This window comes from Brevibacillus fortis (assembly GCF_003013395.1).
Taxonomy (GTDB): Bacteria; Bacillota; Bacilli; order Brevibacillales; family Brevibacillaceae; genus Brevibacillus; species Brevibacillus fortis.
In genome coordinates this window covers 56,988-76,054 of the sequence record NZ_PXZM01000016.1, presented here as the reverse complement: position 1 = coordinate 76,054, position 19,067 = coordinate 56,988, and the positions used below count along the sequence as shown (strand labels likewise).

Genomic DNA, 19,067 nt, shown 5'->3' with positions numbered 1-19,067 from the left:
TTCTGTGCTAAGATGGGGTAATAGATGCAGCGTAAATAGAGAGGGTGTCACTACGTGGAGTATTTGAGTTTTAATTTGACATCAACGCTGGCAGGGATTGCGGCTGTGCTGTTGGTTATGTTTCTTCGCTTGCACTGGCCCTTCCGCTTTCAGTACATGGCCAATCTTTTCAAACGCCGTTTGGATGTTCGATTGCGCTGGCTGGAGGCTTCCTATCGGAAGAACCGTTCCCGTGCTGTGGCTATGCTGGATAAATCAACACATGAGATCATGCTTGGCAATTATGAAATGGCCGAAAAATATATCGTTCAAGGAATCAGCGTCTGTAAAGAACGCCCAACGTTATTTAATCAAGCGATGATTCACTACTTGTTTTACAACCTGGCGATCGTTTACTATTCATCTGAACGATACAACGAATCATTAGAAGTGGCTTTTCGTATTTACCAGCGTGATCAGGGAATGACTGATTCCTTAGCTCTAATTGCCTGCTCGCACGCCCGACTGGGTGAAGTAGAGAGTGCGATAGAAGCTTACCAGTTGATCGCAAGCAAACGATCGGCAAAAGACTGGAAGCTCTTCTGCTTGGCAGAGATTGAAGCTGCCAAAGGAAATTACGAGCGAGCCCTTTCCCATCTCAAGCAATTGATGGACAAATCCGCAAGTCTATTGCATCTGAATCACTCCGTACTGGAAAAACGCTTGGAAGAGTGGAAAAAGGCCTCTACACAAGCCAGCTAATCGATTGATGACCGCACATTGCTTTATGTGTGCGGTTTTTATTTTCCGGTATCCGAAACGCTGCACTATACACAGTCGTATATCTATCAAGAAAGAGAGGTTGTTATTAATGAAAAAATTTAATGTATCTATTCTCGCTACCTCAGCACTCGTACTAAGTCTCGCCGTGGTAGGCTGTAGTTCTGGAAAAGAATCTGCTTTCTCTGCGAATAACCCTGTTGCCAAAATTGGTGATGTGACGATCACTCAGGAACAAATGTACGATAAATTGAAAAAAGATGCTGGTAAGCGTGTCATGGCTGATATCATCACCTTGGAGCTGTACAAGCAGGAAGGCGCTGCACAAGGAGTCACTGTAACTGATCAAGAACTCGATGCGCGTGTGAACCCAATCAAAGAAAAAATGGGATCACCAGAGAGATTCCAACAGTATTTGGATGATAAGCAAATGACTGAGCAAGAGCTCCGTGAAGGCGTGCGTGCTGTCATGCTGCGGGACAAGCTGTTCGAGAAGGCTAATCCGATCACCGAAGAACAAATTAAGGAATACTATGATAAAAACCAAGATAAGTTCGAGGGAACACTCGAAGAAGTTCGCCCGCAAGTGGTTGAAAAAGTAAAAGACAGACACAAACGCAAAAATATAGATAAATGGATCGATGATTTGTATAAAAAGCATAACGTCCAAATCATGGATAAAGATTTAGAAAGAGAAAAAGAAGTGGAAGAAGAAGAAACAACAACTTCCAGCAAGTAAAGCAAAAAGACTTGTGTAAGCCGACAATCCGCGGCACACAAGTCTTTTTTTACGTTACGGACGGGCAATGGCAATCAACCCTTGCAAAAACGCCTTAATTTCGCCTTGAAGAATGGGGCCATGCCCCGTGGCTAAATACTCAATGGGCCAATCCAGCAAAATCTCCAAACCCTCCGTAAACTCCACCGCTCGCTCTGGTTCACGAGCTACCCACTGCTTTAATTGTTCCAGATAAGCCGTCCGACAGGTATCTTCTCCGCCAACGATTTGGCCGAGCTCTGTGTTTTCAAAACACAAATGATCGCCAACAAAGCATATTTTCGACTGGGGATCAAAGAAGGCAACGGAACCTTCTGTATGGAAAGAAAGCTGTCGGAAACGCAGTGAAGGCAGATCTCCCCCACTACCTGTAAACGTATGACCGAATAGCGTCTGTGAAAAATCGTCCAGTTCGTAATAATCGTCGAGGTGTATCCAATTGTTTCGAGAAGGGAACATATCGGCATTTCCAATATGGTCAGCATGTCGATGAGTAAAGTAGATATATTCCGTTCGCTCTGGCTTGGCCCCGATCTCTTCCAACGCCTGTTGAAAAAATGAGCGTTGCTTGCGCTGGTGAGAATCAATCAATACAAAGGCATTCCCTTGTTTGATCACATAGCTGTTCACGTAGCTATTCCACGCTTCCTCATAGGTGATGATCGCCCAGGTGGAGTCTGTGATTGGTGCAATCACATTGTTCATGCCTCCATCTCTCCTCTCCTCCCAGATACCATTTCTTACTGCTATTATACACAATCATACACAACCGTGCTGATTCGTAACCAAACTTATCCTACTCGATCAAACGATCGCCTCTTCCCCTAGGCTTACCCAAGACCTTCCTTGCGAGCGTTGAATGTGAACAGGTACACCGAAAAAGCTAGTCAGACGCTCAGCCGTTAGGACCTCATCTGTTTTTCCAGCTTGGTCTACTTCCCCCGCTTTCAGCAGCAAGGTATGCGTGAAGCAAGGCAAAATTTCTTCAATGTGATGCGTGACATAAATGAGAGTGGGCCCGTTCGGCTGCTTGGCGATTTGTTCAATCATTGCCAACAACTGTTCTCTTGAAAGCAAGTCCAGTCCGGTACAAGGCTCGTCTAGGATGAGCAGTCGAGGGGAGGCCATCAATGCACGAGCAATCAGTATTTTTTGTCTCTCCCCTTGCGATAAAGCGGCAAAACGTCTGTTTTTTAATGCACGGCATCCAAATGTATCGAGTAAATCCGACGCTTTCTCTACGTCCGCCTGCTCCGGAACGGAATACAAGCCGATAGTTGCCTCTCGTCCACTCAAGACGACACGGAGTGCTGTTTCATGCTCGTGAAGCTGAGCCATCAGCGCCGTGCTTACCCAGCCGATCGATTTACGCACCTCGCGCAAGTCGACTGTTCCGTAAAGATTGCCTAATACACTGACCTCCCCCTTTGTCGGCCACACATAGCCACAAATGATATTCAACAGACTGGTTTTACCAGAGCCGTTTAAACCAACTAAACACCAATGCTCCTTGTCTTGCACTTGCCAGACAATGTCTCGCAGAATAGTGGTATCATCTCTTTGCCAGGTAACCTTTTTCACATCAATGATCATGCTCTCTCCACTCCTGACTCTCACAGTTGTATGTGAAAAGAACCTCCATGGCATATGGAAGCACACGGAGGCCCTAACACAAAAACAGTTTCGTTAAAATTTGCCTTGAAACTTGAATACAATCTCCGCAAACAACGTAGCGAATAGGAACGTACCAGTAAAGACAACAAGCGATACGACTACGATACGCCAGCTAAGCTGTTTGAATAGATGAACGTCTTTTCCAAGTGACAGACCTGCATAGGCGAGAATCGGCGTAGCCAATGCGAGCAGATTGATTTTGGCAATCGATGCAGCCGTATATTCGTTCCCTGGAAAAAACGGGGATGTCGCAAGCATCGCAAACAAGGAAATCCATACAATGACGGGAGATTTGAACGGAAGAATGCGAGTGAAGCCCATTCCGATCAATGTAATGACCGCCAAGAGCAAAATACCTGGCAAAGATTCCATGATTGGTACTTTGTAACCGATCCAGTTACCGATGAGAGCAATAAAACCGATGATGAAAATCGTTAATATTTGATTCATGCGCTTTTTCTCCCCCCTTCTGCTGCAGAAGAAGCGCTTTTGCGGCCAATGATAGGCTCAAGCCATGCGTACAGCTTTTGTGTGACCGGCAAGGAGAAGAAGATGCATACGTACGTTCCAACGATACTCATCATCAAATTAGCCGCTCCAGAATAAAAGGCAATGTCTTTTTGCGCTTCTGGGAAAATGACAGCCAATGAGCCTGTTGCTGCTGCCATCATACTACCAGATCCAACTGCGGCTCCCATCGCCAGAGAAATCGGGTGGAACAACCCGCTGCTTCCTAAAATACTTGCAAGAATCGACATATAAATAGCACCAAACAAGGTTCCGCAAATATATACGCCCAGCGCGCCGCGAGCTTCGGCAGAGTTTGCTCCAAACTTTTCTACGATAATCGCCAAGTTTGGCTCACGGTCGAGAGAATAAGTAGCCCCAATTGCTTCACGCTTGAGACCAAGCCACAATGCGACTGGCAAACCAAATGCGATTGTCCCTACAATGTGTCCCATCTCTTGAACAATCAAAGATACACCAGAGCCAAGTAGCTTAGGCAGCTCAGGACCGATATTGGCTCCCAGCTTTGCAATAAAGATCAAAAACGAAACACCCAAAATATTTGCTGCCACGTTCATTTCTTTTTCGCTCAAAAATTTAAACTTTGGCCAGCTGATTGCCCCACCTAAAACGAGCGCGTATAGCATCGGAAACAGAGCGATAACCCCGATGCCAATGCTGATTTTCTTTGTCCCGATAAATTCTGTCAATGCGACGAGAACAAGTACGATAAAATGCAGCTTGTACTCATTGACGCGTGCCTCTGCCATGCAACATCCCCCTCATTCTGTCTCACTCTACTCCATGACGACTTTTTGAGCTGCCCGAACAAACAATTCCACGCCGCGAACCAATGCATCTTCATCAAAATCAAAGCGTGGATGATGATGCGGATACGTAAAGCCTTTTTCCGGATTGCCAGCGCCTAATTGAATAAAACAGCCTGGAGCTTTTTTCAAATACTCCGAGAAATCTTCACCCGGCATTAAAGGATCGATGTAAATAATCTCTTCTTCTCCCCAACGCTCGCGAATCGTATCCTCCATCAGCTTCGTCACCTGCTTGTCGTTGACAACCGATGTGTAGCCATGTGAGAACGTCAATTCATAACTTGCGCCATGCGCTTCCGTAATTCCTTTGACAATTCGTTCCATCCACATCGGAATATTTTTGCGAATCTCCGCATCAAAGCAGCGTGTGGAGCCCGTCAGTGTCATCGAATCCGGAATGATGTTGTAAGCTGTCCCTGCATTCAGCATCGTCACCGAAATAACGACCTTGTCCAAAGCACTGACATTGCGGGATACAATTTGTTGTAGGCCAGTAATAACCTGTGCCCCAATGACGATCGGGTCGACGGTTGCTTCCGGTTGAGAGGAGTGCCCGCCTTTTCCTTGAATCTTGATATCAAAGCGATCTGTCGATGAAGTAAGCGCCCCGTAAAGTACACCAAATTTCCCGACAGGCATGTACGATGCCAAATGAATGCCGATAATCGAATCCAGTCCGTCTGCTGCACCAGCTCTCACGATTTCAACAGCGCCACCCGGAGGCAGCTCCTCGGCATGCTGGAAGAAGAAACGAACTTCACCTTTGATTTGATCCTTGTACTGGGACAAAATTTTAGCGGCTCCCAGCAGCATCGCGGTATGACCGTCATGTCCACACGCGTGCATCACGCCAGATTTTCCTGATGCGTATGGCACTTCATTTTCTTCATGGATAGGGAGAGCGTCAATGTCAGCGCGAATGCCGAGAACTTTTCCTGGCTGTGATCCGATCAGTCGAGCGACCACACTCGTTTTGGTTGGCCGCGAAAGCTCTAAATTCCCGAAAGATTCCAACGTTTCGTAAATAAATTGAGATGTCTTTTCCTCTTCAAACGACAATTCCGGATGCTGATGGAGATAGCGTCGCCATGAGACTACCTGCTCAGCTACTTCGTCCGCCCATTTTTTCGTTTCCAGACTCACACAATCACTCCTTTTTTTGCTTTCTTACTCAAAATTTTCCGAGTCAGTTAAGTTTAACTAAAAAAAATATCGTTTTGTGAATTCTATCACGGAACGATGAAAATGACAAACGTCCATTCCACAGGGACAAAGCTGTCGAATCTACATCTAAAGCTGTCTATTTATTTGTTATTTTAGAATTTTCCACCGATAATGTCCATGTAAAATATACTAGTTGGAACAATAAAAACATTTGCTCTGCTAGATGGGGAGCTTTTCTACTGAAAAGCCCTTGCTCTATTCTACATTTACTGCAAAAACGACAAAGCGATTCGAAAATTGCCCCAGCCACATTTCTCCATTCCCTACCATCACACCTTGATCATTGACAAACGTATCCGTTACCTTTTGCTGTAAAAACGCTTCCTTTACCTTGTCGGTCATGATTCGATCATACTCTTCCAGAAATTGCTGTTCATCTTTGATGAAGCTACTTTTTCCGTCTTTGTTCACACGAAGTGGATATCTCATATGCTTGGCTACTTCTGTCTTATCATTTTTTTTGACCGCTTCTTGAAGTTTGCCAAAAAAAGCTTCGAATGCGCCTGCATTTGTAATACCCGAGACTTCATACCGATTTGAGGAATTTCCTTTACGCACATATCCGTCATACCCACTCACCTGTGGAACCAAGCCAGTCGTTGATTGAGCCATCAGCATGATTCCCATAACAAGCATCACGCATGTCATCCTATTCATTGCGTTCCTCCCATCTATATTTCTATTTCCTTCCTACTGATAGCTTTTCGTCCTCTGCCATTCGTTATGCAAAACTGCCCTCTACGAAAAAAAAGCCCTTATGCCAATACTGACATAAGGGAGACTCTTCACCTTCCATGAAACGAAACTTCCCTTCCATTAGGAGTCTCGAAATTTCGCTTCCTGACGCTTAATGTCTTCCTCCGAATTGCCCAGCGCTGCTTGCGGGCCCTTGAAATGCTTCCGGTAATAAGCCAAATCCATGATCAGTAGCACCAAAAACATGGCAATCAAGGCATACCCAGCTGTTTGATTGGGTGGAATCACCATCATGATCGAGATGAAGACGATCCAAATCAGACTCAACACATTGATTAATTTACTCCAGTTCCCCAAATGCCAGGGACCATAATGCTTCCGCTGAAATAGTCCTCGCGATTCCGCACGGAGCTTGAGATAAAGAGGAATACCATAAGCGACATATAGACCAACGACACTTACCGCTGTAAGAAATGCCAAGGTGGTATATGACGTGTCAGGATTAATGCTTTTCACAATATAATCGAGTATTTGCTGTTCTTTTTCCTGCCGCATTTGTTATCCCTCCCTTCCCTTTTCTGATTGGGAACCGATAAAGCTCTCATGCGCGCTTTCATCAAATTGCCGGACGCTTTCGTTTGCCCGATATTCCATGACAAGGCAGCAGGAATAGTAAATTTTACGTGCCAATTTGATAGCTATACCACCTCATTTGGCCGGCAGATGCAAAACAAAAGAGCAACTCATGAGAGCTGCTCCTCTTGCTTAACTAGCACCTTTTTGGGCTTGCAAATAAAACGCTACGTCTTCACTCGGCAACGGTCTGCTGAATAAATAGCCTTGAACTTCTTCACACAGATGCTCCTGCAAAAACGCAAGCTCCTCTTTTGTCTCTACCCCTTCCGCAATTACATGCAATTGCAAATGATGGGCCATGGAAATAATCGTCGACACGATTGCCTGATTGGAAGGCTGATCGAGCATATCGCGCACAAACGAGCGATCTATTTTCAAACGATTCAACGGAAATTCTTTCAAATAGTAGAGAGAACTGTAGCCCGTTCCAAAATCATCAATCGCAACGTGCACCCCTAATTGCTTCAGTTCCTTAAGTGCCTGTGTGGCGCGTTGGACGTCGATCATGCTGCTTTCTGTGATTTCCAGCTCCAAGTACTCCGGTGCTAATCCTGTCTGTTCCAAGATCTCAGCGACCATCTGGGTAAAATCTTGTTTGAGAAATTGCCGTGCAGAAAGATTAACGGCTACCCGAAGCGGCATGAGTCCCTGTTCTTGCCACTGCTTGTTTTGCTTGCAAGCCGTTCGCAGCACCCACTCACCAATCGGTACGATCAGTCCGGTCTCTTCTGCTACTGAGATGAATTGGTCTGGCAAAAGTAGTCCTCGTTGAGGATGATCCCAACGAATCAACGCTTCTACGCCAACGATTGCGCCTGATTTGGCACTTACCTGTGGCTGGTAGTGCAATAAAAATTCTTGCCTGACCAAAGCGCGATTCAATTCATTTTGAATAGTCATTTTGTCATTAACGGCTTGCTCCAGATTCGGTACATACAGGTGGAAACTGTTTTTCCCTTTGTCTTTGGCTGCATACATCGCCGCATCTGCATTTCGCATCAAGACACTTCTTTCTTGCCCATCCTCTGGATATTGAGAAATCCCGATACTCGTTGTTATGTACAGCTCGTGCCCATGGATAAAAAATGCCTGTTCAATCCTTTGGTTGATTTCAATCGCCATGGATGATACTTCTGTTTCTGAGACATCCGTAAGAATCACCATGAATTCGTCTCCGCCGAGCCTGCTCACCGTTCCTTTTTCACCCACACAATCCTGCAAACGCAAGGAGGCTTCCTGAAGTAACAGGTCACCAAAATCATGCCCCAAGGAATCATTTACCAGCTTGAAATGGTCGAGATCAAGAAACAACACGTATACTTGCTGGTCCGTTTTTTGTGCCTTCATGATCACCTGATCCAGTTGCTGTTCGACAAAACGGCGATTCGGCAAACCAGTCAACGAATCGTGAAAAGCGAGATAATTGATTTTTGCCTCGTATTCTTTCTTATTAGTAATATCTCTTACAATCATAAACACACCCGTAATCTGCTGATCGACAAATACCGGTGTATGGGTCATATTCAGATGTAGCTGACGACCCTCGCACGTGGTCAAGGTAATCTCGTAGTTGCGCGCTTCACCTTTTACCGCATTTGTAAAATGTGTCGATATGAGCTCGACATCTGTAGAAGCACACATCGTCATTAATTTTTCTAGTGGCAAGCTCTGCTCCTTTGTCAATCGCATCGCCGCAGGATTCATGACGCTTTGGCTACCATCGATGGAGTAAAAGATCACCCCGTCGTAATTGTGCTCAAATAGCGATTTATAGCGTTCATCACTTTCAAGCACGCGCAAGGTCTTCCCTGCGAATTGCTTGTCCACGTATACAGAAGCCAAGGTCACGAGTAGAATCAACACGATGACAATGCCAATCATAGTAGCGATCAGCCCCGAATCATCGTGTGGGATCACGGTGATTGTCATATGTTCGTGAGCGACGAATGTGGTGGCGTACATGCCGGTGTAATGCATTCCAGTAATGGCTGCCCCCATCAACACCCCTGCAAAAATTTTTCGCCAGAGACCTTTTACAGGGTCCACCGTACGCAGTTGAAACGTAAGAATCAACGCAACCATCGAAACCAGGATCGCAACGAAAATGGATACGGTAAACCATAGCCAATTGTACATAATAATGGCGTTCATCATCATCGCTGCCATCCCTGTATAATGCATTCCGGCGATACCAGACCCAATGACAACCGATCCGATTACTACCCTCGTTTTGGACATGGACTGCTCGCTCACGATCCATAATGTAAGCGCTGATGATAAAACGGCCAAAACAATGGAAAAAAATACAATCAGATTATCATACTGGACAGCAATCGGCAGATGCAAGGCAAGCATGGCAACAAAATGCATGGCCCAAATACCCAGCCCCATGGAGACGGCTCCAGCACATAACCAAAACACACGTCCCCTGCCTTTTGCATAATGGAGACGTGCGCCTAGATCTAATGCTGTGTATGACGCCATTGCTGAAATAAAATAGGAGAGAAAAACCAGAGTCATACTATAGGATTGGTCAAGACTATTCATTACATTCTCCTTAAAAAACCTCTACCGAAGTCTACTCACGAGGAACGACCACGCTTTCACGGAAAAATTGTAGGCGTGCCTGTGACATTCTCCCATCTTATCCGTTTTATAATTCCCTGACAAGAAGCCGACGACGTTCCCGTTTTGGAGATACTACAAAGGAATGCTGCTGCAAAGGAGGGAGATTTCCTTGATCCGTATGGGCTATGCCTGCATCAGTGTAAAGACGAAAAACAATCCAAACAAAAAAACGACGGTTGCTCAAGTAAATAAATTAGACCCACAAGCCCGGTTAAAAAAACTGCGTCAAGTTATGCAGGTAAACTTTTTCAATTTAATGGATTTGCTTGCTTATAATGTTGAAAACAACATCTTTTTGTATCGACTTCCTTCCGAATTTGTTCCGCTGGCTACTCATCCAGTAGCATCTGAATGGGATTGGGCAAAAGAATTCGCATGGGACTTTCAGAAGGCAGGGGATTATATCCGCAATCATGGCATTCGTTTGACAGCTCATCCTGGACATTACAGTATTTTGAACAGTGACAAGCCTTCTGTCCTGGAATCGACGATCGCCGATTTTTCCTACCATGCAAAAGTGTTTGATTTACTGGGGCTCGACGACAATTCCGTCCTGGTTACGCATGTTGGAGGTGTATACGAAGACAAAGCCACTTCCCTCGATCGTTTTGCATCCAACTTCGAACAGCTTCCTGAAAACGTCAAACGTCGTTTAGTCATAGAAAACGATGACATGTCTTTTACCATGCGAGAGGTGTTGGAGCTGTGCGAACGAATCGGTGTGCCGATGGTGCTTGATATTCACCACCACAACTGCCATTCTGACGGCGAAGATTGGACGGAATACCTTCCACGGATTATTCAAACCTGGGGAGAGCGCACACCAAAGATGCATATGTCCTCGCCTAAGTCAGCAAATGACTTTCGCGCTCATGCGGACAATATTGACCCAGAGACGTTCCTTACATTTGTCAGTGCTCTTGCGGATTACAACGTGGACATCATATTAGAATGCAAAAACAAAGATGATGCCCTACTGACTTTAAGACGCGAGTTAAAGAAAAAAGGAGTCGCTGTTGAAGCATTTGCGAATTGAGTATGGAAAAGGACGCCGCTTAATTAGCTGGCGTCCTTCCTCGTGCGCGTCAAAATGAACATCCGCAGTCACACCCACGCCCTCGTCTATAACCCCGTCTATGTCTGCAACTGTATCCGGAGGAGGAGCTACTGCCACCCGAAGATGATGAGCCTCGACCAAAGGAACTGCTACCGTCATTCCATAATTGGCAACGGTCATGATAATGATGCATTCTCCGCTCATGATGCTTGTAATGTCTGCGGTATTCCATGTATTTGCGGCGATTTTCACGATGTTCATCGCATTTGTGGCGGAAATACTGCATCCGGTCCATATGGAACTGGAATTTAAATAGGTACAGCTCCAGATCCCTTCCAATGTTCTCATTCGGTCTCATATTCGGCCTGACATTTGGCCGGATATTTGGTCTGATATTCGGTCGGATATTTGGCCTCAGATTTGGCATCATGTTTGGACTTTCATTTGGCCGCACATTCGGTCTGACATTCGGCCTTACATTCGGTCTAACATTTGGCCTCATGTTTGGACTTTCGTTTGGCCTTACATTCGGTCCAACATTTGGCATCATGTTTGGACTTTCGTTTGGCCTTACGTTCGGTCTGACATTCGGTTTCATGTTTGGACTCTCATTCGGGCGCACGTTTGGTCTGACATTGGGTCTTACATTTGGTCTCAAGTTCGGGCTCTCATTTGGTCTGACATTCGGTGAAGTGTTCGGCATTGGATTTGCTGGCATCCGGTTCGGCGGCATTGGCATTGGCATTGGATTGGACGGTTTGAGATTTGGTGGCATTGGATTCGCTGGCATCCGATTAGGCGGCATCACGTTTGGCACGTTCGGGTTAGCCAGATTCGGAGCAGGCATGATCGGTTTTTGCGGCATCGGGCGCGCAGGAATGGAGTGATTCGGATTGATCGGACTTTCCCACCTTGGCTTTTCAGGAGAAGGCTTCGCAGGTGAAGGCATCGATGGAGAAGGTAATGGCATCGCTGAAGAAGGCGGTTTCGGCATTTCTTTAGGACGCCTTGGGAGTGCGGTAGGCATAGGCGGCATCTTACGTCGCTTTTCCACGGAATCTACACGTCCTTTCGGATGAAATAACACAGTACATGGTATGACATTTATCCAACTCGAGAGACGACTCTCGCCCAGTTTAAAAAAATGGACTAAGCCCGTTTTTTACTCTCTAGGGAAGCCGCCGTGACAAGATCATCTTGACTGCACGTAGACATTTGATACAATGGTAGCAATAAATAAAATAATCAGACAGTTGCACATGGACGAAAGTGAGGAAGAACGTATGCCGCCACAAATGCAGGCTTACACGTTTTCATCCAATCACATACACACTCTCGAGCGAGGGTTTAGGATTTGATATCCTAAACCCTCGCTCTTTTCGTTCTCTGCTCTGCTAAAGGAGGAAATTACAGATGAATCAGCAAGCAAACGCTGTAAAAGTAGATGGGGACCAACTGCATATCGAAGATGTTGTTTCCATTGCAAGAAGTGCCACTCACATTCAATTGACCGAGGATGCACTGAATCGTGTTCGTGTTTCACGTGCCATGGTGGAGAGAATGGTATCGCAGCAGGAGGTTGTATACGGAATCACCACTGGCTTCGGAAAATTCTCCGATGTCATGATCCACGATGAGGACGTAAGCAAGCTTCAAGAAAATTTGATTATGAGTCATGCGTGCGGGATGGGGGACCCTTATGCTGTTGAAGTTGTCCGTGCGATGATGGCCTTGCGCATCAATGCGCTGGCAAAGGGATATTCGGGTATTCGGGAAGAAACATTGCTTCAGCTTGTAGAACTATGCAATCGTGGGGTTCATCCCATTATTCCTCAACAAGGTTCCCTTGGTGCAAGCGGCGACCTAGCCCCTCTCGCTCATATGGTACTGGTCATGCTCGGCAAAGGTGAAGCGCTCGTCAATGGCAAGCGGCTAACTGGCAAAGAAGCACTGAGCGAAGTGGGCCTGTCCCCTATTCGACTAGAGGCAAAAGAAGGTCTGGCTCTGATTAACGGCACACAAGCGATGACTGCCCAGCTTTGCCTCGCCTTGTATGATTCGCGAATCCTGTTAGAAAGCGCCGAATTGATTGCAGCGATGACGATTGAAGCACTACGTGGCATTCCAAAAGCTTTTGATCCCCAACTCCATCTCGTCCGCCCGCATCCAGGACAGCAGGAATCAGCGAAGCGCTTGCTCCAGCATTTATCCGGCAGCAAACGAACGACTGGGCAGGGTGAGCTACGTGTACAAGATCCATACAGCCTTCGTTGCCTCCCACAAGTGCACGGTGCAACTCGTGATACGCTGGAGTATGTATGGACCACAGTTACTCGTGAATGCAATAGCGTCACCGATAACCCTATCCTTTTTACAGAAACAGGCGACGTCATCTCCGGGGGAAATTTCCATGGTCAACCGATGGCATTCGCAGCTGATTTCTTGGCAATTGCGATAGCAGAGCTGGCAAACATTTCCGAAAGACGCACAGAGCGTCTCGTCAATCCACAGTTAAGTGGTCTTCCCGGATTCTTAACCGAAAATGGCGGACTCCATTCTGGATTTATGATTACGCAATATGTAGCCGCTTCCATTGTTTCTGAAAACAAAGTGCTCTGCCATCCAGCATCGGTCGATTCGATTCCGTCATCTGCCAATCAGGAGGACCATGTCAGCATGGGAACGACTTCTGCTCGCAAGCTTCGCACGATTGTATCGAATGTCACCAAGGTGCTTGCCATTGAATATTTGGCCGCAGCACAAGCTATCGAATTTGGTTCGGGAGATCTCGGGACAGGTACAGCGAGAGCCTATGAGCAATTGCGCCGGGTGATTCCCCGCCTGCATGAAGACCGCGAAATGCATCCTGATCTCGTGAAGGCAGAAGAGCTGATCCAGCAAGGGACACTCGCATTTGTGACGGAATGATCGTTCGCGTATAGGAACCATTCTCTTTCTCTGCTATGATGGAGTTAAGGATAAGCATCTAGACCAAACCACTTGAAGTATGGAGGGCTGTCTCATGAAAGCAGGCAGAGAACTGGACCATCCTGAGTACCTGTTGCTTTTTGATGGGGTTTGTCATCTGTGCCACGGTGCTGTGCAGTTTATTTTGAAGCGTGATCCGCATGGGCACATTCATTTTGCTTCCTTGCAGTCGCAGAGAGCACAGGAAATTTTGTCTCATTTCGACTATCAGGAAAAAGACATGTCATCCGTGGTTTTTATCGCTAACGGACAGCTATATACAAAATCTGATGCGATCTTGCACGTCGGCCGCAAGCTTCAAGGTGGATGGCCTCTGTTGTCTAGCGTAGCTCGGCTCATCCCTAGACCTGTCCGCGATCCGATTTATGATTGGGTGGCGAGAAATCGCTATCGGTGGATGGGCAAAGCAGAACAATGCATGCTCCCTACTCCGCAGATCAGATCCCGCTTTTTGGATGAATAGAAAAAGGAGAAGCCGCTATCATGTCGCGGCTCCTCCTTTTTTTTGCTGTGCGTAATCATCCGTTCTTGAATGACAATCCCTTTTCCTTCAATGCAGTCCGAAGTTTCGGCAAAGATGCTGGCCCCATCCCATGAAATTTCAGGATCTCTTTTTCGCTGTAGCTTGCGAGCTGTTCTAAAGAAGTGATTCCATTGTGTTCCAGTGCCCTTCGTGCTGGTGCCGAGAGCAGAGAAAGAAATCCTGTGTCCGGTTTGCGTTCTTGCTCACAGATTGGACAAGTCGGACAATCACTGCTTTTCATGTATTGATGACCATTCGCACAAGTTCTTACCGTTTTTTTGGAAGTTGTCATAACGTGCATCCTTTTTATTTCGACGTCGCTTGAGGATGCTCATCGCTCACATAGTCAGCCGCTTTGGCATTTGCCTCTACTTGTGCTGGGCTCTTACTACCGGGGATCACCGTCGTGACAGCCGGATGCTTGAGGCACCACGCCAATGCCCATTGCGCCATATCCATTCTTGCTGGGACTTCATTTTTCTTGATTTCTTCTACTTGGAGCAACAGCTTGTTGACATGCTCCTGATCGTGTCGATGCCGCACATCGTTTCCACCGAATACAGAACCCGGCTTATACTTTCCGCTCAAATAACCACTCGCCAATGGAACACGAGCTAACACACCCAGGTCTTGCTGCTGGCAGGAAGTAAAAACACCTTCTTCCGGCTTTTGATCCAGACGATTGTACACCACTTGGATTGCCTTTGCATTCACCGAAGTAGCGGCAGTTGTTTGATGCATGTTGTCATTTTTGGCAATCGAGAGGCCCAGATGACGGATCGTTCCTGCCTGCACCTGTTTTTCGAGGTACGTCCACAAGTCATCATTGTCAAAAGCCTCGTCTGGTCCAGAGTGGAATTGATACAAATCTATATAGTCGGTCTGCAAGGCGTGCAGTGATTTTTCCAATTGCTGCTGAACTTCACTTGCTCCATAATGATTAGTTCGAGAAAATTTGTCATGAAAATGATGCCCGAATTTCGTCGCCACGATCCAGTCTTCCCGGCGGTTTTTTTTCAAATATCCTCCGATAAGCTGTTCGGACAGATGATCTCCGTAGCATTCCGCTGTATCAATCAAGTTGATGCCGAGATCTTTTGCTTTGTCGAGAATCTGGTCAACCGCCTCTTGGGAGAAATCCATTCCCCACTCCCCACCAAATTGCCAGGTACCTACACCGATTACGGATACGTTCAGATCGGTTTTTCCTAATCTGCGGTACTTCATTGCCCGATTCCTCCTCATCATGAATAAAACAAGAATTCCCTGAACGAATGTTCGCTCAGGGTGAAGACTAAAAAAAATTATATGCTTTTCTCGATGTTCAATAGGCTCACAAACTCTTGCAGATTCCCTTTTCGTTCCTTGCGCATTTTCTTGCGCTCATTCGCAGTTGCCATCAATCTCTCTTCTTCCTCTGTCTCTGGGGCAATAGCTGGTACCTCAGTCGGATTCCCTTCCTCATCCAGCGCAACAAAGGTAAGAAAAGATGTCGCGGTCAAAATGCGCTTGCCGGTCTGGAGATTTTCCGAGATGACTTTTACGAAAACCTCCATGGACGTTCTGCCTGTTGACGAAACAAACGCTTCTAGGCAGATCGAATGTCCCATTTTGACGGGAGCAAGAAAATCAATCGAGTCAATCGATGCTGTCACAACAGGGCGACGCGAATGCCGCATCGCAGCGATTGCAGCTACCTCATCTATATAAGCCATCATCGTACCACCAAAAATAGTCCCATGGTAATTCGTATCAGATGGCTGAACCAGTGATGCCTGAATTGTACGAGATTCTTGAGTTGTCTTGACGTTCATCGCTGTTGCTCCTTTATCAATCTACTTGATGCATACATCATCATATCACAAGGCATTCAACGTTCCAATTGGTAGCTACTCTTCAGTATGCCTTCCATTCTATCTGCCTCTTCTTGCAAAATGTAACGTAACAAAGGAAGATTCCACTCATAGGCTGGGCGATAGCCGTCTAAAGCAAACAGCTTGTCATCTATATGCGTGGCAAGCTTTCGACGCTCTAGACTGGCACAGTAAAACTGCTCCAAATAATCTGTACCCCATCTGGAAAAGGAGGATGTTTCTTTGGTAACCGCCGTTAACAGAATCCCCTCCCCTGTATCAATCAAATCGATCGGATACAGTTGACAGCTAAATGGCTTGAGAGGCTCAACTTCACGCCCCGCCTGCTCGGCATAAGCATGGATCGCACAGCCATAACGCCCATTGTTTTCTTGATAAAAAAGACAATTGCCATGCCGCATGCGAATGGTTCCTGGAGTCTCATTACGATCCCAAACCCCATGAAGAAGCCAATGATTGCGTTCAGACTCTTCCAGGAGTCCAGCAGAGATAGAGGGGATCTCCCCCTCCATGATCGGAATCTGCCATTCTTCTACGGCGTAAGGTTGTCCACCCTCGCAGCAGGTCTCGCGATGAACTGCCCCACAATTCCAACAGTCCAAGTGAAACAAGGCATTGAGTGCTGGTACATCAACCAAATATTGTCCCGCTCTCACCAAGGAATGCTTGTTTTTCTTTATATATTTTTCGCAGTGGTACACCTCTTTATCAGACATGGGATCAGGCGTACCTACATAACGAAAAGCTCGCTTCGTTTTCATTTTTGCAAAACAATCTCCGCTTCTGTTCCAAAAATACGCAAATGGCCTTCCTCATAGCTAGCCAAATCCACTTCATCACCCGGAATCTCCATCAGGATTTCCATTTCTTCGCCGTCTTCTGCCGTAAACACGAGCAGGAGATCTTTTTCTTCAAATTCATTGTCTGTCAGCTTGATTTCAAGGAGCTGAGCTTGAAACTGTGTAACCTCTTCCTCTTCTTCACTCTCTGTATCCCATTGGGTAAAAGTCACGGAAACCTTTTGATTTTTATACGCTGCCAACAGTTGAATCAATTGCTCGTGTTGCTGAATGTCCATCTTGTAATCCCTCCGAATTGGTTCATACAGCCCATCATAACAAAGTAGCTCTTAAAAAGCCAAAAAGAAATACCGCTTCGCCTGAGGGAAGCGGCTATTTCTCTTCTGCCTGTTAGCTTACTTTGCTAATCGTCTGAGCTAACGCAAAATCTTTGCCGGTTAAACCTTTTGCCTCGCGGGTTGCTAACGTAAAGGTGACCGTTCCACCTGCCAGATGAATTTCCACGTGCTGATTGTCATGCTCAAGCATCTCTGCCACACGGTTTACGAAGCTAATCGCAGTGGAAAAGTCACGACAGTGGTACGTACGTGATAGTGCCATTCGGTCTTCTACTAGCTTCCAGCCTGGTACCTTACTCAAATACAATTTGACCTGTTCCAAAGACAGCTTGCTCATTTTAGCAATGCCCCCTTTACCCGATGAATGGTTGTTACACCATCATATTCACGAGACGTACAGGTTATCCGCACCCTATTGCTTCACTGCATAAAAAATCATTCGAGGTGATTCTTGCGCGACATATTCCTCAAACTGATAATTTCCAAATACTTGAATTTGTTCAAATCCAGCCTCTGTAAGCATCGCTATCATTTGCTCAACTGAAAACAAGCGAACCTGCTCCATATACTCACGCGGTTCATTCGACGACTCGTCAGAAATCAGTATCCGCTTTTTGACAAATCCATCCTGGATCCAGCGTTCTTCCTGAATCACCATTCCACTGACTTCCTTCGTAGAGTGCGGCACGAGATTATCCATAACGTACGCTGCATTTAAGAAATCGATAACCACTTCACCGTTTGTTTTGAGCGCTTTCGCCATGTTACGAATAACGTTCGCATTTTCTTCATCTGTGGAGAAATACCCAAAGCTGGTAAACAAATTCACCACGATATCAAATTCTTCGAGAAACGGAATGTCGCGCATGTCACAACGGGCAAAACTTAGCTGTGGATAGGTGTTTTGTTCCTCGGCCAACTGTAAGAGAACAGGCGACAAATCCACACCAACTACTTCATACCCCCGGCGAGCCAGCGCACGCGAATGACGCCCGCTCCCGCAGCAAAGATCAAGTACGCGTCCTGTGTCCTTTACCGGCAATCTTTCCAACAGATTAGCGATCTCTCCATCTGCTGCCGAATCGTCCCTATGACGATACACAAGCACGTAATCTTCGCGAAAGCTGCGTTCAAACCATTCTTCTGCCATGTCTGAGCCCCTTTAATTCCAAGATGTTCTTATTATACCACAGCGGGGTTTATCCGTAGCCGATTTGCGTGCGGCAAAGTGTAGGATGGCTTTATTAAAAAGAATCACTTTACATACATTCTGTATGTATGTTAAATTTACCTCATTCAATCGTGAAGGAGAGATTTGTAATGAAGGTCAACAGCTTTTATCCTGTCATCTTGACAGAACAGGTTGAGGCTAGCTCGAAGTTTTATCGTGAACACTTCGGATTTGAGTTTGTTTTTGAAGCAGACTGGTATGTGAGCCTGCAAAATCAGAGCAGCACTCCGGCATTTGAGCTAGCCATCTTAGATCCCTCTCATACCACGATTCCACAAGGATTCCGAAAGCCAGCAGATGGTGGTCTTATCCTTAATTTCGAAGTCGATGATGTTGACGCTGAGTATGAGAGACTCATTGTGAAAGCAGGTCTTCCACTCCATCTCGACATTAGAGACGAGGATTTCGGTCAGCGGCATTTTATTACATCCGATCCAAATGGCATTTTGCTCGATATTATAAAAGTAATCCCGCCTTCTGAAGCATTTGCTGACAGCTATGTTGACTCTGTCTAATCTGACATA

The 19,067-nt window shown here is 46.2% G+C and carries 23 protein-coding genes and 1 pseudogene; 8 read left to right on the top strand and 16 right to left on the bottom strand.

Going from position 1 to position 19,067, the window contains the following annotated elements; genetic code table 11:
* Positions 1-54 precede the first annotated feature (54 nt).
* Both C7R93_RS11645 and C7R93_RS11640 read left to right on the top strand, forming a co-directional pair.
* Positions 55-741: a tetratricopeptide repeat protein gene (locus tag C7R93_RS11645; protein ID WP_106838953.1), complete on the top strand. Its 687-nt coding sequence runs from the start codon at positions 55-57 to the stop codon at positions 739-741.
* A 109-nt stretch (positions 742-850) separates the two neighbouring features.
* Positions 851-1,498 (top strand): SurA N-terminal domain-containing protein, encoded by a 648-nt coding sequence (locus tag C7R93_RS11640; RefSeq protein WP_106838952.1) that lies wholly within the window; start codon positions 851-853, stop codon positions 1,496-1,498.
* Positions 1,499-1,552: 54 nt separating this feature from the next.
* Here C7R93_RS11640 and C7R93_RS11635 read toward each other — a convergent pair whose 3' ends face one another.
* The 8 genes and pseudogenes from C7R93_RS11635 to C7R93_RS11600 form a co-directional block, all read right to left on the bottom strand.
* Complete coding sequence (locus C7R93_RS11635) at positions 1,553-2,242, bottom strand: MBL fold metallo-hydrolase (RefSeq protein WP_106838951.1); 690 nt, start codon at positions 2,240-2,242, stop codon at positions 1,553-1,555.
* Between the two features lie 99 nt (positions 2,243-2,341).
* Positions 2,342-3,130 carry an ABC transporter ATP-binding protein gene (locus C7R93_RS11630; protein WP_106838950.1) on the bottom strand — a complete coding sequence of 263 codons (789 nt, stop codon included), beginning with the start codon at positions 3,128-3,130 and terminating at the stop codon, positions 2,342-2,344.
* Positions 3,131-3,223: 93 nt separating this feature from the next.
* Positions 3,224-3,661, bottom strand: coding sequence for a hypothetical protein (locus tag C7R93_RS11625; RefSeq protein WP_106838949.1), 438 nt, complete (start codon positions 3,659-3,661; stop codon positions 3,224-3,226).
* Positions 3,658-4,488, bottom strand: coding sequence for a DUF3100 domain-containing protein (locus C7R93_RS11620; protein WP_106838948.1), 831 nt, complete (start codon positions 4,486-4,488; stop codon positions 3,658-3,660). Before C7R93_RS11620 ends, C7R93_RS11625 begins: the two co-directional genes overlap by 4 nt.
* Before the next feature lie 27 nt (positions 4,489-4,515).
* A complete protein-coding gene (locus C7R93_RS11615; RefSeq protein WP_106838947.1) occupies positions 4,516-5,691 on the bottom strand; it encodes an amidohydrolase in 1,176 nt (391 codons plus the stop codon).
* Positions 5,692-5,967: 276 nt separating this feature from the next.
* Complete coding sequence (locus tag C7R93_RS11610; RefSeq protein ID WP_106838946.1) at positions 5,968-6,429, bottom strand: hypothetical protein; 462 nt, start codon at positions 6,427-6,429, stop codon at positions 5,968-5,970.
* A gap of 159 nt (positions 6,430-6,588) precedes the next feature.
* Positions 6,589-6,999: pseudogene (locus C7R93_RS11605) on the bottom strand (amino acid permease); the annotation flags it as partial.
* A gap of 234 nt (positions 7,000-7,233) precedes the next feature.
* Entirely contained in the window at positions 7,234-9,651 is a 2,418-nt protein-coding gene (locus C7R93_RS11600) for an EAL domain-containing protein (protein WP_106838945.1), read from the bottom strand.
* Positions 9,652-9,841: 190 nt separating this feature from the next.
* On the opposite strand from C7R93_RS11600, the gene uvsE reads away from it, so the two are divergent.
* Positions 9,842-10,768, top strand: coding sequence for a UV DNA damage repair endonuclease UvsE (gene uvsE, locus C7R93_RS11595; protein ID WP_106838944.1), 927 nt, complete (start codon positions 9,842-9,844; stop codon positions 10,766-10,768).
* On the opposite strand, the gene C7R93_RS11590 is transcribed toward uvsE, so the two are convergent.
* Positions 10,727-11,137, bottom strand: a complete 411-nt coding sequence (locus C7R93_RS11590; RefSeq protein WP_244191514.1) for a hypothetical protein — start codon at positions 11,135-11,137, stop codon at positions 10,727-10,729. The two genes, uvsE and C7R93_RS11590, sit on opposite strands and share 42 nt — an antisense overlap.
* Before the next feature lie 80 nt (positions 11,138-11,217).
* Between C7R93_RS11590 and C7R93_RS11585 the strand changes: the two genes are divergently transcribed.
* The 4 genes from C7R93_RS11585 to C7R93_RS11570 all read left to right on the top strand — a co-directional run bounded on the left by C7R93_RS11585 (position 11,218) and on the right by C7R93_RS11570 (position 14,240).
* A complete protein-coding gene (locus C7R93_RS11585) occupies positions 11,218-11,676 on the top strand; it encodes a hypothetical protein (RefSeq protein ID WP_244191513.1) in 459 nt (152 codons plus the stop codon).
* Between the two features lie 6 nt (positions 11,677-11,682).
* Complete coding sequence (locus C7R93_RS11580) at positions 11,683-11,868, top strand: hypothetical protein (RefSeq protein WP_106838942.1); 186 nt, start codon at positions 11,683-11,685, stop codon at positions 11,866-11,868.
* A 334-nt stretch (positions 11,869-12,202) separates the two neighbouring features.
* A complete protein-coding gene (gene hutH, locus C7R93_RS11575) occupies positions 12,203-13,717 on the top strand; it encodes a histidine ammonia-lyase (protein ID WP_106838941.1) in 1,515 nt (504 codons plus the stop codon).
* A gap of 79 nt (positions 13,718-13,796) precedes the next feature.
* The gene (locus tag C7R93_RS11570; RefSeq protein ID WP_106838940.1) at positions 13,797-14,240 is read left to right on the top strand and encodes a thiol-disulfide oxidoreductase DCC family protein; all 444 of its coding nucleotides are present in this window, start codon (positions 13,797-13,799) and stop codon (positions 14,238-14,240) included.
* A 55-nt stretch (positions 14,241-14,295) separates the two neighbouring features.
* Here C7R93_RS11570 and C7R93_RS11565 read toward each other — a convergent pair whose 3' ends face one another.
* From C7R93_RS11565 to C7R93_RS11535, 7 genes are all read right to left on the bottom strand, one after another.
* The gene (locus tag C7R93_RS11565; protein WP_106838939.1) at positions 14,296-14,592 is read right to left on the bottom strand and encodes an RNA polymerase alpha subunit C-terminal domain-containing protein; all 297 of its coding nucleotides are present in this window, start codon (positions 14,590-14,592) and stop codon (positions 14,296-14,298) included.
* 14 nt (positions 14,593-14,606) lie between these two features.
* The gene (locus C7R93_RS11560) at positions 14,607-15,527 is read right to left on the bottom strand and encodes an aldo/keto reductase (protein WP_106838938.1); all 921 of its coding nucleotides are present in this window, start codon (positions 15,525-15,527) and stop codon (positions 14,607-14,609) included.
* A 77-nt stretch (positions 15,528-15,604) separates the two neighbouring features.
* Positions 15,605-16,114, bottom strand: coding sequence for an acyl-CoA thioesterase (locus C7R93_RS11555; RefSeq protein WP_106838937.1), 510 nt, complete (start codon positions 16,112-16,114; stop codon positions 15,605-15,607).
* Between the two features lie 56 nt (positions 16,115-16,170).
* Positions 16,171-16,935, bottom strand: coding sequence for a DUF3109 family protein (locus C7R93_RS11550; RefSeq protein ID WP_106838936.1), 765 nt, complete (start codon positions 16,933-16,935; stop codon positions 16,171-16,173).
* Positions 16,932-17,252: a hypothetical protein gene (locus C7R93_RS11545; RefSeq protein ID WP_106838935.1), complete on the bottom strand. Its 321-nt coding sequence runs from the start codon at positions 17,250-17,252 to the stop codon at positions 16,932-16,934. Before C7R93_RS11545 ends, C7R93_RS11550 begins: the two co-directional genes overlap by 4 nt.
* A 112-nt stretch (positions 17,253-17,364) precedes the next feature.
* Positions 17,365-17,649: a 4a-hydroxytetrahydrobiopterin dehydratase gene (locus C7R93_RS11540; RefSeq protein ID WP_007724250.1), complete on the bottom strand. Its 285-nt coding sequence runs from the start codon at positions 17,647-17,649 to the stop codon at positions 17,365-17,367.
* Between the two features lie 75 nt (positions 17,650-17,724).
* Positions 17,725-18,462: a class I SAM-dependent methyltransferase gene (locus C7R93_RS11535; protein WP_106838934.1), complete on the bottom strand. Its 738-nt coding sequence runs from the start codon at positions 18,460-18,462 to the stop codon at positions 17,725-17,727.
* 170 nt (positions 18,463-18,632) lie between these two features.
* On the opposite strand from C7R93_RS11535, the gene C7R93_RS11530 reads away from it, so the two are divergent.
* Positions 18,633-19,058: a VOC family protein gene (locus tag C7R93_RS11530; RefSeq protein ID WP_106838933.1), complete on the top strand. Its 426-nt coding sequence runs from the start codon at positions 18,633-18,635 to the stop codon at positions 19,056-19,058.
* Positions 19,059-19,067: the final 9 nt, after the last annotated feature.